The sequence below is a fragment of the Acidobacteriota bacterium genome (assembly GCA_028875575.1).
GTDB lineage: Bacteria > Acidobacteriota > Terriglobia > Versatilivoradales > Versatilivoraceae > Versatilivorator.
The window spans coordinates 72265-86861 of record JAPPDF010000035.1 but is presented as its reverse complement, the minus strand read 5'-3'; the positions used below and the strand labels follow the sequence as shown (position 1 = coordinate 86861).

At 64.5% G+C, this 14597-nt stretch carries 9 protein-coding genes; 3 read left to right on the top strand and 6 right to left on the bottom strand.

Annotated features, from left to right (window positions below):
• Window positions 1–209: 209 nt before the first annotated feature.
• Together OXI69_04890 and OXI69_04885 are read right to left on the bottom strand one after the other, a co-directional pair.
• Window positions 210–641, bottom strand: a complete 432-nt coding sequence (locus OXI69_04890; protein MDE2665464.1) for a putative toxin-antitoxin system toxin component, PIN family — start codon at window positions 639–641, stop codon at window positions 210–212.
• Window positions 619–849, bottom strand: a complete 231-nt coding sequence (locus OXI69_04885; GenBank protein ID MDE2665463.1) for an AbrB/MazE/SpoVT family DNA-binding domain-containing protein — start codon at window positions 847–849, stop codon at window positions 619–621. Before OXI69_04885 ends, OXI69_04890 begins: the two co-directional genes overlap by 23 nt.
• 222 nt (window positions 850–1071) lie before the next feature.
• Between OXI69_04885 and OXI69_04880 the strand changes: the two genes are divergently transcribed.
• Window positions 1072–2721: a hypothetical protein gene (locus tag OXI69_04880; GenBank protein ID MDE2665462.1), complete on the top strand. Its 1650-nt coding sequence runs from the start codon at window positions 1072–1074 to the stop codon at window positions 2719–2721.
• A 35-nt stretch (window positions 2722–2756) separates the two neighbouring features.
• Here OXI69_04880 and OXI69_04875 read toward each other — a convergent pair whose 3' ends face one another.
• From OXI69_04875 to OXI69_04865, 3 genes are read right to left on the bottom strand one after another with little or no spacing between them, the layout of a single operon-like run.
• Window positions 2757–4943 carry an exo-alpha-sialidase gene (locus OXI69_04875; protein ID MDE2665461.1) on the bottom strand — a complete coding sequence of 729 codons (2187 nt, stop codon included), beginning with the start codon at window positions 4941–4943 and terminating at the stop codon, window positions 2757–2759.
• A gap of 53 nt (window positions 4944–4996) precedes the next feature.
• On the bottom strand, window positions 4997–7189 hold the full coding sequence (locus OXI69_04870) for a CehA/McbA family metallohydrolase (protein ID MDE2665460.1): 2193 nt from the start codon (window positions 7187–7189) through the stop codon (window positions 4997–4999).
• A 16-nt stretch (window positions 7190–7205) separates the two neighbouring features.
• A complete protein-coding gene (locus tag OXI69_04865) occupies window positions 7206–8963 on the bottom strand; it encodes a hypothetical protein (protein MDE2665459.1) in 1758 nt (585 codons plus the stop codon).
• Between the two features lie 312 nt (window positions 8964–9275).
• Between OXI69_04865 and OXI69_04860 the strand changes: the two genes are divergently transcribed.
• Together OXI69_04860 and OXI69_04855 are read left to right on the top strand one after the other, a co-directional pair.
• Window positions 9276–10394 (top strand): FAD-dependent oxidoreductase, encoded by a 1119-nt coding sequence (locus OXI69_04860; protein ID MDE2665458.1) that lies wholly within the window; start codon window positions 9276–9278, stop codon window positions 10392–10394.
• Window positions 10395–10634: 240 nt separating this feature from the next.
• Window positions 10635–11753 (top strand): isocitrate/isopropylmalate dehydrogenase family protein, encoded by a 1119-nt coding sequence (locus tag OXI69_04855; GenBank protein ID MDE2665457.1) that lies wholly within the window; start codon window positions 10635–10637, stop codon window positions 11751–11753.
• Between the two features lie 75 nt (window positions 11754–11828).
• On the opposite strand, the gene OXI69_04850 is transcribed toward OXI69_04855, so the two are convergent.
• Window positions 11829–14537: an AMP-binding protein gene (locus OXI69_04850; protein ID MDE2665456.1), complete on the bottom strand. Its 2709-nt coding sequence runs from the start codon at window positions 14535–14537 to the stop codon at window positions 11829–11831.
• Window positions 14538–14597 lie beyond the last annotated feature (60 nt).

The following is a 14597-nucleotide window of genomic DNA, read 5'->3' as shown; positions in this document are numbered from 1 at the left end:
CTGAGCGGCACGCAACGGGAGTGCATGCGGGCGGGACGCCCGCGCTCCCGGGGGTGTCGCCCCGATGATGCGGTGGAGGATATCCGGCGGGCGACTTCTCTGATAGCCGACGGAAGCCCTTTGGAAAACTCCCGTTTGCCCGCGACCCGGCCCCCTCACCCTACCCCGGGTCGGATCTTACGAGACTGAAACAGGATTTCAGACAATGACTACAGAACTGCCATTTCTTCCAAGAAGGTTCGGGCAGACACGATTCGCACTCCCTTATACTCCTCAAGTTCAAGCAAGTCATGATCGCCTGTTACGATCCAGGACGCGCCCACGCCGTGCGCGCACGCGATCACATGGTCATCATCAGGGTCACGACACACAGAACCAATTTCCGGCAATGCCTTTTTCCACACCGTTCCGATTGTCTTCAAGGTGTGACACCAGACTCGCACATCTGCATCCGAATACCCGTAGGCTTCTTTCAGGCGCGGATGGTGAAGTGACCGCGTTACTTCTTCAATCAATATCGGGGAAAGATAAAGGGTGTAGACGTTCTGCTCGGCAAGTTCAATGACCCGTCCAGGCACACTCTCCCGAAACAGAAAGGCACTCACCAAAACAGAGGTATCAATGACGGCGCTCTTTGGCATACTTCCGGCGTTCCTGGTTCACTACATCCAAAATCTCCGCTTCCTGAGCCGCCGATGGTTCCCGAGAGCGAACACTCACTGGCCGCAGCAAGACTCCGCCTTCCGTGAACCGGGGTTCCAAGTAGTCGCCCTCTCCCAGATTCATGACTTCGCGCAGCTTGCGGGACAGCGTAATCTGCCCGGCCCGCCGGACCCTCACAAGATCCAATCCGCCTTTCCGGGATGAGGTGTTCTTGTTTTTTTGCATATCACAATACCTTTTTCGTATTTGACGATTTTCTTATTTACTTATGCCATGAACTGGGCCATAAAGCAAACAATCCACTCCGGGCAGTCAGATCAATTGTTCTCCCTGATCTCCATTCAGCCCCGAGTTGACGGATAGCCGAGTTGCGTTTTGATGCGATACATGCTGGATTCCGGAGGATACATGGAAAGCAATGATGGAATTTTGAGAGGGCCAAAGCCGACGGCTTTGAGCCGGCGGCGTTTTCTGGGGACGGCGGGGGCCCTGGTGGGGAGCTCCTGGCTGGCCGGACTGCCGGGCTGCTCGGGGAAGCGGGAAGGGCTCGACCAGGCGCGGCGCAAGGCGGTGGAGCGTCGTCGGAGGCTGATCCTGGATGACGACGGGGACCTGGTCTACGACCCCGAGGCGGCCAAGGGAGCCGAGGCCTTTGCGGACCTGCGCGTCAAACCTATCCTCGGAACCCCGGTGGACAGCATCGCCTGGTGCATCATGTGGGGCATCGCCCAGGGTCCGGGTCAGACCCGTTACTGGGAGACCCAGCAGCAGGATCGGCCGCTCAATGAGGCCATCCACGATCCGACGCCCATCATGGTCGAGGGCATCCACCGCCAGGGCCTGGAGGTCTTCGGGTCGATCCGCATGAACGACACCCACGATGCTTTCGGGATGCCCGAGGGGAAGCTGGTCTATCCCCTGAAGGTGTCCCATCCGGAGTGGCTGCTGGGCGAGCGGAGCCAGAAAGGGAGTCCCTTCACCACCCTGGAGGCGGCCACGTGGTCCGGCCTGAATTTCGCCATACCGGAAGTTCGGGAGGATCGGCTCTGGTGGGTCCGCCACAGCGCCGAGAACTACGACCTGGACGGGATCGACCTGAACTTCTTTCGCATGCCCTGGTACTTCAAGCCCGGGGAGGTAGAAGCGGGAGCGCCTCTCATGAACGAGCTGATCCAGGGGGCTCACCGGATTGTGAGGAAGGTTTCGGAATCCCGTCAAAGGCCCCTGCTTCTGGGCGTGAGGGTTCCGGGAACCTTGGAGACCTGCAATCGCATCGGCCTGGATGTGGAGACCTGGCTCAAGCAGGGTTGGGTGGACCGGATGCTGATCGGCGGGGGATACACGGTCTTTACCAACCCGGCGCAGGAGTTGGTGAAGCTGGGACACAGCCACGACGTTCCCGTCTACCCCTGCATCAACTGCGGCCTGCAGGTGTTTGGTTCGGATGAGACCATGCGGGGTGCGGCTGCCAATATCTTCTCGGCCGGAGCCGACGGGATCTACCTCTGGAACTACCATTACCGCCAGGTGCCCATGCTGGCCTACGGCCGACCGGTTCGCGAGGCCTACGGGCTGCTGGAGGACATTCAGTCGGCCTCGAGCCTGCAGTTTCGGGACAAGCGCTTCGGAGTGGACTACATCCAGCATATCGGACCCTACGCCATCGCCAGCCACCCGGGGCAGCTTCCCCTGGAGCTGAGCCGGGGCAATCCGGGGCCGTCCGCTGCCGTGGAACTGCCGGTGGGCGACGACCTGGAAGCCGCCGGAGCCTCGGGTAGGCCCGGCTCGGTCCGCCTGGATCTGGAGGTCGAAGGCATGGCCCGGGGTGAACGCATCGCCGGACGGCTCAATGGGGGAGAGGTAGCCTTGAAAGCCGGTGAGCCCGCCGGTGGGGATGTTCCGGAAGGCCTCGAACGCCTTGGCGGCCCGGTTCAAGCGGCAATGGTCCGTCAGGGAATCAATCGGCTCGAGGTCTGGGTGGACAAGGGCGGCAGGCGCCAGGACGGGCTGAAAATCCGCGGCATCTGGCTCACGGTCAATTACCCGCCGGCTGCCTGACAGGCTAAGCCGCGCAGGTGGTGAGAAAGACAGGCTCAGGGCCGGCGATAGATCGACACGATCCCCCCGTTGGCGTCGTGGAGCCAGAAGGACTTGTCGTCGATCACTCCGGCCCGGGCCGAGAAGTAGGTGGCCGGCAGCACGTAGTTCCAGGTGTGGCCGTAGTTGTAGGTGACGGCCAGTCCCCAGCCGCAGGTGTTCTGTGCCGAAAGGGCGATGCCTCCGTCGGGCAGCCGCAGTCCGGCCGTCACCCCGGCCGCGGCCGTGGGTTGGGGCGGGCCCCAGGTTCTTCCCCGGTCGGTGCTGAGGGTCCGGGAGATGAAGGCCCTCATCACCGGGACGTAGCTGCGGTTTTCGCTGCGGAGAAAGGCCACCCAGGTGTCGTCGGAAAGGGCCATCACCTGGGTCTCGCTGTAGGCGGTGTAGCGGTTCTTGCGGTCGTAGGCGATGGTGCTCCAGTCGCCCCAGGACGCGCCTCCGTCGTGGGATCTCACCAGGGCGGAGATGTAGAGGGAGACCGACATGTCTCCCTGGTTCAGGTAGCCGTAGACGGGAGCCACCAGGGTACCGTCCGGCTCTTCAAAGGTCACGCCTCCCAGGTGCACGGCAGCAGTCAGCGGCACCGGGTCCTCAATCCTGGCCTGCTTCCAGGTCTTTCCCTGATCGTCGGAATAGGAGCCCTGCAGATGCGTCCGGTAGTGGAGTCCGTCGATCGACTTCCAGACCCAGTAGCCGCGCTCCCGCGCCATGATCCTGCCGGGTCCGTGCTGGTAAGGAACGGTGTATTGGGCGCTGAGGCGTATCCAGCGCCCCGACTTGAGCACCAGGGTCACGTCGTTGGGCGGCTGCCCGACCTTTTGGCGCCACTCCTCCTCGGGCCATCTCTCGGCCAGATACCATTGACCGTCCGGCTGGCCGTGGGCCCGTAACGGTTCGGCGGCCGGGGCCGAGGGCTCCCGCTCCCGATTCATGACAATGGTCTCGATCCGCTCCGTCTCGATGGGAAGGTTCACTTCGTGGGGCGGATCCGTGTAGCCGCTGCCCTTTTGCCGCTGTCCCAGCACCAGCATCAGGCGGTCCTCGTCCAGCGCTAGGCCGGAAGAAAACCCGTAGTGGCCGGCCTTCCAGTTCCCTTCCAGGTTGGGGACCACTGGTGGCAGGGGGATGGGGTCCCGGGCCCAGCCTCCGCCCCAACCGCTGGGTCCGTATCCGGGCAGCCAGTTGTGTTCCACGAAGGGGATCCGGTGGCGGATGGTTCGAAAGCCGTCGTCGCTGAACATGACTTCCATGCTGCCCCAGGCCGACCAGAGGGCGAAGGAGCAGGCCACCGTGCCGTCGCCCATGGGGGTCAGGCTGGCCCAGGAGCCGACGCACAGGGGCTCCGGTCGGGTCCATGTCTTGCCCTGGTCGTTGCTGTAGGACCGCACCAGCGTCTGCGGAATATCCAGGGGTAGCCCGGGACGCTTCTTCAATTGCCTTTCGGTTAGGACCGCCAGCCAGGCCCCGTCCTGCAGGGGAAGCACCGCCGGAAACTCGTAGCTGAGATCCGCCTCCGGGCCCGGAGCCGCGATCGGGATCCAATCCCCCCAGCTCTTGCCGCTATCGGTGGACTGCAGCAGTCCCGACTGCAGTCGAGTGGCCGCCAGGTCCTCCCGGCTTACGGCCCCGTGGACAGGCATCAACAGCCGCCCGCCCGCCTCGAAGGGCCTTCCATAGGGTGTGGCCCAGATGAGGGGCTGGGTCCCCAGGGGCGCACTGGTGGTCCAGGTCTCACCGTGGTCCTCTGAAGCCAGCAGCCGCAGCCGGCTGCCGCCAGCGCCGTCGTTCAGCTCGGTGAAGGGGGCGATGATGCGGCCGGACTCCAGGGTGGTGAGGGTGCCCATGGCCCGGGGTTCGCCTTGCTGACTCTGGAAGACCGTCTCCGGATAAAACCACCAGTCCCCGTCCCGTGTGCGGCGCACCAGGTGGAGTTCTCCCGAACCCTCCCGCTCCTGTTGAGCCGTCTGGTGAGTGTACAGGATCAGCAGCCGGCCCTCGGCGTTGCGGGTGATCCCGGCGTAGCGGGCGCGCCTCTCCGAGAGGTAGACGAAGCTGCGCTGGTCCCGTTTCCACTCCTCCGCACCATTGCTTCCTGCCGGCATCCGGTCGTCCGAGGACGGGGTGCAGGCGGCAAGGGTGAGGCAGAGCAGCGGGATCAGGCTGAGTTTGGCTGAGGGAGTCATTGGATTCCTCGAATAGTTGCGGCCAGGGGCAAGGCTCGCGGGTGGCCGCCCGGTCAATTCTTGCTCCCCCCGTTGCACAGGCGGCGGTAGAAGTCCATGCCCTTCCGGATGGTGGCCAGAGCCTCGTCCTTCCGATGCCGATTCTCGAAGTAGGCCTCCTCGCGGGCCCACTTCTCCAGCGGCTTGAGGAAGTCGAGCAGATAGCATCCGCTTTCGGCCTCGGCCAGTTCTCTTCCGGGATAATCGATATAGACCGGATTGGCGTGGGCGAACAGGGGATGGGTCCAGATGGAGGTTTCCTCGGGGGATCCCCCCATGCAGCGAGCCGCGATCCACAGGCCTTGGTCGGCCGGATACTCGAGACTGAGCTCCGCGCGGCGCCCCTGGTCTTGTGCCGGGACGCTGGCCGCCACCTTCCCGTTGACCACGATCTCCAGCCGTTCGAAGGGCCTCAGGGAGCGCGCCCGGGCTTGGATGCGAAGGATCTTGGGCTTGCTGAGCGTCAATGTGTCCCCGGGGCCCCGGCCGTCCACCGAAAGACTGACCATGGGTCCGTTTGTCACGAAGGAGCGGCCCTGGCGCAGTCCTTCCATCCATCCGGGGTAGGTGAGGGGGCCGTCCAGCTTGACGTAGACCCTCTGATGCCCCACCGGCTCCTCGGGCCCGATGCGGTCGGTTCCGGCGGTGGCGGGCAAGCGAAAACCGCAATTCAACAGGGCGTACCAGAGCTTCAGGGTTTGCGGCAGCCGGGTGTGGGTGAGGATGTCGGCGGTGTCGATCTCGCCGAAAACCATGTCGATGGGAAACTCGAGTTGGGCAGGACGTAGGTGGGCCCAGTTGACCAACCCTCCCTGCCGGTGGGTTTCCCGCATGGCGTCCAGCACCAGGGCGTCGGGCCAGCCGTCCTGGCCGCTACGGGGGAACCCCTTGCGGGAGGGTCTCAGGTAGGAATAGCGGTAGACGGTGGTCTCGGGAACGGCCAGTCCGCCGGTGGAGATGGGCTCCACCAGCTTCTTGAGGCTGAGGAGGCTGACGTGGCCCAGGGTCTGGTTGCGGTACTCCTGGTTGTAGTAGACCAGGTGCCGGGAATCGGATATCGGGTCCAGCTCACCCCGGAAGTGCTCCGCGGAGTAGATCTTCCCCATGTGTTCCAGGACGAGAACATGGCCGACCCGCAGGTTCTCCGCCTGCATCTCGAACAGCGCGCTGGGCGGATCCAGCATGTGGATGTGGGTGTCTCCGGAATGCCAACCCTCGCGCTCCATGTGGGCCCAGCGCTTGAGCCCAAAGGTGCGCCGCAGCGTCTGACCGGCCTCCAGCTCGAGTTCCTCGTCGATGGGCAGATATTCCATGCCTCGCCGGATGGAAATCCGGATCTTGCCGGCCGGAGCCCGCAGGCGAAATTTTCCGGAGGCGTAGCTCCAGCGGGCAGGGTCCCTCCGCGGCCGCAGAACCAGGCCGTAGTCCGCCTCGAGCGGTGCTCGGAAACGCCCTTCCTCGTCGGTCACTCGAATGCGGCCGATGGTGGGGGCGCCGCCCTCCGACTCCACCAGCCGTCCCTCCAGCAGACCCGATTCCGCCACCCGGAAAGGGAGGCGCCAGGTCGCGGTCCTTCCCTCCGACGTCACTGAAAGGCAGGCCGCGCCCTCACCGGTCTCGGGGGCATCGATTTGGGCCAGCAGATGCCGGGTGGTCGAGGGAGCCACCTCCAGGGTGTCTCCCTCCAGCCTCAGACCGGAACCGAGGAGCGAAAGCATTCTGGTCTCGGAGGTGGAGTTGTGAAGCGTGAGCAGAAGCGGTTGCGGGATTTCCCGGTGAAGATCGAGCTGGGGAAGACTCTCGAGCTCGAAGGCCTGCGCGCCCACATCGACCCGAATGCGCGGCCAGCCCAGGGATTCTTCCAGAGCGGCAAAGGCTTCCCTGGCTTCCAGGTGGCTTTTGGGCAACAGCCGTTCCCGGTCGGCTTCGGGCAGGCGGGTGGTCTCCTGGAGGATGTCGTAGGCGTTGAGGGCCTTCAGGACGGCAGCGTAGAGCTTTCCCTCGAGCTGGAAGCGATTGCCCACCCCCTGGTAGACGTTGCCGACCGCCTCGGGTCTGATCTCATCGCTGAAGATGGCGTAGAGGTCCTGGAGGGCGGCGGGGGCGCCGGCCGGATTGGGGCCGGGCGGCGCTTCCTTGCGATGGCAGAAGGCTGCCAGTCCGAGCAGCAGCAGAGCCAGCAGGAGTTGACGGTGGCGGCTCTCCATGGGCGAGTGTCCTTCGTCAGGCGCCCTTCAATTCCGGGATGCTCAAACGCCCGTCCACCAGGGTGACGTAGGGTTCCAGCCGGGCGTGCCGCTCCAGCAGCTTGATCTCCAGGTGGTTCTCGCCGGGACGGACCTCGGCGGGATCCAGCTCGAACTCGAACTCGTGGCTGTCCTTCAGGGTGATTCCGGCAAAGGCCTTGGGATCGGGTTGAATGGGCTTCCCGTTCCAGGCGAATTCCAATCGGTCCTCGGGACCGAGATCCACGATTCGCACCCAGGCCCGCGGAGATCCCTTGGGCTTGGACCGGCTGAGGTCGTCGGCGATGTCGAAGGCGACCGTGTGGCCGATGCCGTCGGTGGATAGCCCGATCATCATGGGGGTTTGGCCCGGCCACTCGGCGTGGCCGAAAGTCCCGGTCAATATGCTCCCGGTGTGAGGGCTGCCGTCCAGCAGGTATTTCTTGGGACCGTTTTTCACCAGGTCGCGATCGACCAGGTCGTGGGTGAAGCTCAGGTCGAGCGGGTTTTCCCCGGGCCGGTGATAGTGGGGCATGCGGTAGAAGTAGTTCCAGAACTGAATCCCGGTGATTCCGGAGGAGAAGGCCCGGTGGGTGGCCGCCCGCAGCGATTCCCGGCCTTCCCGAGTGGGCCGGGCGTGGGTGAAGCAGGCCAGAGCGGGAATGCCGTGCTTGGCGCCCAACTGGGACAACTCCGACCAGGGGGTGCTGAAGGGAGAAAGTCCATTGCTGACCACCACCATGTCCAGCAACCCCTCCTGGAACCAGACCGGTAGATCGATCCCGATGCGCAGGCAGAGGTCGACGGTGGCCGGGACGCGGGCGGAAAGGAAGATGGGCCGGCCTCGCTTGGCCGCCTGCTCATCGGCAACCCGGCGTATCCGGCGGATCAGCTCGGTCATCACGTGGCGCTGCACGTAGGCTTCATAGATGGGAAAGAGAAAGGGGGACCGGAAGAAGTCCAGCTCGAATCCGTCCAGATCATATTGGGTGAGGGTCTCGGCGGCCAGGTTGAAGATGAGGTCCCGGTAGGGGCCGATGGCGTAGTTGCCGGCGCTGGACTGCATGTACTCGAAGCTGGTGTCGGGATGGGAGGCGTGGCGATCGCCGATCAACCACTCGGGGTGCTCCCGCTTCCACTTGGGTGTATAGAAATAGGGCTCGGCCGGATGGTCCTTGGGGAGCCGGGAGGGCTTGTCCAGGCCGATCCGGTCGCCCCAGCGATCGTGGTGATCGTTCATGCGAAGGCGCAGGAACACGTCCAGGCCGGCCTCGTGCCCGCCGTCGCACATGAGGGTCAACGGGTCGTGTCCCGCCTCGCAAAGCCGCTGGACGGCTTGCATCATCCGCAGCGTGTTGCCGCTCTTCAGCACGGGCTGCTCTTCACCGATGATGGGGTAGAGCTTGGAGCAGTGGGTGGTGCCGCCGGCGTGGTTGATGCCGAAAGCGTACATGTTGACGGCCGAGTCCTTGAGCGCCCCGATGGAGCCTTCCACCAGGCCCTCCGGGCTGGGCGGCCAGGGCATGCGCAGCAGGGGGTCGCCGATGTCCTGCAGCACCACCCGATAGTCTTCCGGCCGTTTCCCCGTGAAGGACTTCCCGGGTCTCCTGGCCTTTTTCAGGGGAGTGGCTGGTGCGGACCCCGCGGTGGAACCTGCGACCGCGGCGTTGAGACCCAGGGCCGTGCCGGCCAGGACGCTGGTTCGCATGAAGCGCCGGCGAGAAACGTTGGGATTGGAATCTTTCTGGTCAGGCATGCATCCTCCTGGTTGAATTTATGAGTTCGCCGGCTTGCATTGAAATCGGCTTTCGTGCTTGACTCACTCTGTTTGTCGGAGCGGCCGCGGGCCGAGGCGCCGTGGGCCGGCTGACGGAACGCATTCAAGTCGGAGTTGTCGGAATCCTCGGGAACGCCAGCCTGGCGGCGGCGGGCGAGGCTGCTCCGTCCCTACTCCGATGTCCCTGAAAGTCTGTCTTGGGCCGCAAAGGACAGCCATTCTAACAGAGAATCGCCGGGGGAGAAGCCGGTTTCTACCGGCTCGATCCCGACCGGGAAAGGGTCCGAACCCGTGGGCAGACAGCCGGACGTGGTGATCATCGGTGGGGGCGCCATCGGGTGCAGCGCCGCCTACTACTTGAGGTCGGAAGGCCTCCAGGTGGCTCTGGTGGACAAGGGGCCGGTAGCTCGGGAAGCCTCCTGGGCGTCGGCCGGCATCATCGGTCCCTCCAGTCATCTACAGGGGGACCCCTGGTTCCGTCAGGCGACGCTCCTCTCCCGGCAGCTATACGACCACCTCGACACGGCGCTGTTCGATGAAACGGGCCGCAGGATGGGCTACGGCGGCCGGGGGAGCATGACACTGGCGCTAAGCCCGGGGGAAGCCGCCGAGGCGGCGGCCGACGCCAAGCGGGAGGCCGCGGCCGGTGTCTCGGTGGAGGTTCTGACCTCGGTGGAGGCACGGCGCCGGGAACCGGCGCTCCCGGAGAACCTGGAGGCGGCGATCCTGCACCCCGAGGGCCGGTTCCTGGACGCCCGCAACTACACGGCCACCATCGCCAGGGCGGCAGGGCTGAAGGGCGTAGAGATGCGGCCGGGCTGGCCGGTGACGGCGCTGACCCGGGATGGGGCCAGGGTGACGGGGGTGCGTTCCGGCCATGAGCGGCTGGGAGCCGGCTGGGTGATCAATGCCGCCGGCGCCTGGGCGGGCATGTTGGATTCGAGACTTGCAGCTCCAATCACTCCAGATCATGGACAGATCATGTCGCTGGAGGGGCCCGCGCCCGGCCTGCGTCATACGCTCCACCGCTGGGGCCGCTACGGCTACATCACCCCCAGGCCGGACGGTCGGGTGGTCGTGGGCGCCACTCATGAGGAGATCGGGTTCCGCAGGCAAATCACGCCGGAGGGTCTGGACTATCTGGCAGGGGTGGTCAGCACGGTTCTTCCGGGGCTCATGGACCGGGCCATGCTGGATATCTGGACCGGACTGAGACCGGCCAGTCCCGACGCCTTGCCCGTTATCGGTCCGGACCCCCGAGCTAGCGCCGGATTCCTATGGGCCGCCGGCCATTCCAGCTCCGGCATCATGCAGGCGCCGGCCACCGCGAAAGTGCTGGTGGACCTGGTCCTGGGCCGCAAGCCCCGCATTCCCCTGGACAAGGTGGGTGTTGAACGGTTTCTGGACTGAAGCCGGAGAACTGCGGGCCGGGAGAAGACCATATAAACTATATTTATAGTAGGATGGTGTGGCCCGGCCGCGGGTCGAGCAGCGTACCGGGGAGACTTTAATACTATTATTATAGTATATTGTTTTATGGAACCGTCTTTGCGCCCAAGCATCCAAAGGGTATCTACTATTATAATAGTATATTAGGGTGGGCGTTTCTTCTGCCCCTGAACGGATCGTCCTGCTCAAGGAGGAAGCTGCATGGCCAAATACAGGATTGCCTGGCTGCCGGGAGACGGCGTGGGCGGGGAGGTCCTGCGGGCCGCCAGAATCGTGCTGGATCGGCTGGAGCTGGATGCGGAGTATCTCCCGGGCGACATTGGCTGGGATTTCTGGTGTCAGGAAGGCGACCCACTCCCCGCCCGCACCATGGAACTGCTGAAACAGGTGGATGCAGCCCTGTTCGGGGCCATTACCTCCAAGCCGGCCCGAGAAGCCGGGCAGGAGCTGGCGCCGGAACTTCGGGACCAAGGGCTGGTCTATCGCTCTCCCATCGTTCGCATGCGGCAGCTCTTCGATCTTTACGTCTGCTTGCGGCCCTGTCGTGCTTTTGCCGGAAACCCCATCAACACCCGAGAGGGGATCGATCTGGTCATCTTCCGTGAGAATACCGAGGACCTCTATGCCGGGGTGGAATTTCACCCGGTTCCCCAGAGCCTCTCCCGTCTGCTGGACGAGATCTCGCCCGCCTTTGTTCCCTTCAAGGGGCTGGCTTCGGACCAGTTCGCCATTTCCTGCAAGATCAATTCCCGCAATGGCTCGGAGCGCATCATCCGTGCCGCATTCCAGTTTGCCCGAGACCATGGGCGCAAGCGGGTGACGGTGGTGCACAAGGCCAACGTGGTGCGGGCCACCGACGGGCTCTTTCTGGAGGCGGCCCGGAGAATCGCGGCGGAATACCCCGACATCCCCTGGGACCACGCCAACGTGGACGCCATGGCCATGTGGCTGCTCAAGAACCCTCTCAACTACGACGTCCTGGTCGCGCCCAACCTGTTCGGGGATATCGTCTCCGACCTGTGCGCCCAGATGGTGGGAGGACTGGGATTTGCCTGCTCCGGCAACATCGGGGACCGGCTGGCCGTCTTCGAGCCGACCCACGGCTCGGCTCCCAAGTACGTGGGACAGTCCAAGGTCAATCCCATCGCCACCATACTGGCGGCCAAAATGATGCTGGACTACCTGTCCGAGGACCGCAAGAGCCAACGGCTGGAGGAGGCGGTGGCAGAGGTCATCCGGGAAGGACGGGTTCGGACCTACGACATGGGAGGCGCCAGCACCACCTTTCAGATGGCCGAGGCCATTGCCGGCAAATTGTAGCCTCCGCGGGGCTGCCTCAATCGCCGCGGCCTCTTGCCCTGAAGGTCACCCCGGCATCGGCCCTATGGATATCCCTCAACCCCTTTTTGAGGCCTTGCGACGACTCAACCCTCTGACTCGTTTCTCCAACTCCCGGGTCAGATCCTGGGGAGAATCCGAAGGCGAGGGCCGCAGCGGTGGACCGAAGGTGACGGAAACCTGACCGGGCCGGGTGAAGGGCCAGTGAATCCCTGCGAACCTCCTCTGCTTCAGCTCATACAATCCTTCGATCCTGGCGGGGACGACCGGAGCGCCAAGACCGGCCGCCAGCAGTCCTATTCCGAACTGGAAGGGCTGCATTTCGCCATCCTTGGTGCGCGCTCCCTCCGGAAAGACCAGGACGCTGTAGCCGCGATCCATGGCCTCCCCGGCGTAATCGAAGCTGCGGCGGAACCCGGTTTGCCTGGGCAGTGAAAAGGCGTTGAACCCGCCGGCCGTGGCGCCGTAGGCCAGGTAGTCGGTGAAGCGGGCAAGCCCGCGCCCCGGCGGAGGGTATCGAAAGTCCCGCAGCCTTTCGCCGATCATGGCGATGGCCAGCCGGTTCCGGTGGCGCCGGGGCAGACGGGCCAGGATGAGCGCCGGATCGAAAAAGGTCACATGGTTGGCAATCACCAGCACCGGTTCCCGAAGTCCGTGCCAGTGTCTTCGTCCACTCACCCGGGTCCAGCAGAGCAAATGGGTGAGCGGCCAGATAAGACAGTGCTGGAAAATATATCGGATCCAGGTAGCGGGCCGCCTCAAGGACCAGTAGGGGTAGGGATAAGGCCGCCAGGATCGGCCGGAATTTTCCCGGTCCGGCCGTGCGGGATCCGGGTCTGGGCGTGCTTCCGATGGAGCCTGCGAGTCGCCTGCGGTCTCAGGACCTGGCGGAGCCGCCTCGGTTCGGGCGTCCTCGGACAGACCCTCCGGACGCCCGATCAGCCTTTCCAGGTCACCCAGCGTCAGAGCCTCGCTGACTTTGGATTCGTCCAGATCCATCCGAAGGCGATCTTCCAATTGGGTGACGAGCGCGACTCGGGCCAGGGAATCCAGCTTGAGATCGGAGGTCAGGTTGGCTTGGCGGTCCCGCCGCTGCGGCGAGGTACCGGTAATGCCCTCAATGAGCGTCAGGATCTCACCCAGCAGGCTATCCTGGTCGTCGCCACCATGGCCCGGCACGTCTCTTCCCTGGCGGCTCGCAAACCGGACCAGGTCCCGCTTGCGAACTTTCTGAGTGGCCGTCCGCGGAAAATCGCGCTCGGGCCACACCACCCAGTGACGGACCTGCTGGTAGGAGCTGAGGCCCTGATTGGCCCGTTGCACCGCCGCTGAAGGGTCCACCTCCGGGCTTCTCATGATCAGCACGGCCACCGGTTCGGGACCCTGCACCCCCTCCACTCCAACCACGGCGCTGCTGCCGATCTCGGGCTGCTGATTGAGAACAGCTTCGATATCCCCGGGGTAGACGTTCAAGCCTGCCGAGGTGACGATGACTTCCTTGCGCCTGCCTCGAAAATAGAGGTTGCCCCTGACATCCCGTTCGCCCAGGTCCCCGGTTCTCAGCCAACCGTCCTCGTCGGTCAGGGGAGCCTCCTCCGCCCCCCAATAGCCGGGTGAGATGTTGCGGCCCCGCACCAGGATTTCGCCTCGTTCGTCCAGCTTGATCTCCTGGCCGGGCATGGGTTTGCCGATCGAGCCCCGGCCGGGTCGAAGGGGGTGGGCCAGGCTGATGATGGCCGCCGTTTCGGTCATTCCGTAGCCCTGAATGACGGCATAGCCCATCCTCTTCCAGAAATCTTCGGTGCCGGAGTCGAGCGTCGCCCCTCCCGAAAGGAAGGCCCAGAACTTCCAGCCGAAGCGGCGGCGGACGTGGCGAAAGGTCCACCAGCGACGCAGCCAGTGCTGTCCGGCGCTGCGTTCGAACAACTCGGCCAGAGGAGGACGGCGATTGCGGGCGGCCTCGTCCCGCTCGATCTTGTCCCTCAGCAGCTCCAGGATGCGGGGAACGGTGGCCAGCATCGAGATCCGTTCCCGCCGAATGGCCGAGATAATCTCCGAGGGGTTGAGGGTATTGAGAAAGAGGGCCTGGCCACCAAGCAGAGGCGGCACGAAAATGCCCATCATCTGGCCGAATACGTGGCTGAGGGGCAGCAGGCTCAGGAAGCGGATGGGATGAACCGGAGCCGCCCACTTGGCATATTTCCGGATCTCGGTTTCGAGGGGAGTCAGATTGGACAGCAGGTTCCGGTGGGTAAGGCGGATCCCCTTGGGCGCCGCCGTGGTCCCCGAGGTAAACACGATCTGGGCCAGATGATCGCCAGTGACCTTGCCGGCGTAACTCCAATCCGGCGTGGCTGGCTGCGCAGCGGCACTAAGGCAGAACCCTGCGACTGAATCCCCCGGTGACTGCAGGCCTTCGAGCGAGGCGCCGGGGCTTCCTCCCAGAACCAGCCTGGGCCGGGTCTGGCGCTCGATGCCGGCCACGAACTCGGGGGAACTCTGAACATCCAGGGGAACCACGACAACCCCCCGCATCAGGCACCCCATGAAGGTGGCCACCCATGCGGGCGAGTTGTCTTCCCACAATACCAGCCGGTCTCCCTTGACAAGGCCCCTGGCCCCCAACTCCCGGGCCACCTGGAAGGCAGTCTGGGCCAGCCTGCGGTAGGACCAGTAGTCGGTCCGCAGCCCGGAACGGCCCATCAGCGCCGTGTCCTCGCCGCGGTCCAGAAACTCGGGCAGATAGCTCAGCAGGGTTTCACGCATGAGTTCATCCGGTATCCGGCAGGCAACACCGCGGGACCAACGACACTTGGGGCCTAGGGT

Excerpts from the sequence above, each read along its gene's own strand:
- OXI69_04890 (MDE2665464.1), bottom strand. The coding sequence starts at position 641 with ATGCCAAAGAGCGCCGTCATTGATACCTCTGTTTTGGTGAGTGCCTTT.
- OXI69_04880 (MDE2665462.1), top strand. The coding sequence starts at position 1,072 with ATGGAAAGCAATGATGGAATTTTGAGAGGGCCAAAGCCGACGGCTTTG.
- OXI69_04875 (MDE2665461.1), bottom strand. The coding sequence starts at position 4,943 with ATGACTCCCTCAGCCAAACTCAGCCTGATCCCGCTGCTCTGCCTCACC.
- OXI69_04870 (MDE2665460.1), bottom strand. The coding sequence starts at position 7,189 with ATGGAGAGCCGCCACCGTCAACTCCTGCTGGCTCTGCTGCTGCTCGGA.
- OXI69_04865 (MDE2665459.1), bottom strand. The coding sequence starts at position 8,963 with ATGCCTGACCAGAAAGATTCCAATCCCAACGTTTCTCGCCGGCGCTTC.
- OXI69_04855 (MDE2665457.1), top strand. The coding sequence starts at position 10,635 with ATGGCCAAATACAGGATTGCCTGGCTGCCGGGAGACGGCGTGGGCGGG.
- OXI69_04850 (MDE2665456.1), bottom strand. The coding sequence starts at position 14,537 with ATGCGTGAAACCCTGCTGAGCTATCTGCCCGAGTTTCTGGACCGCGGC.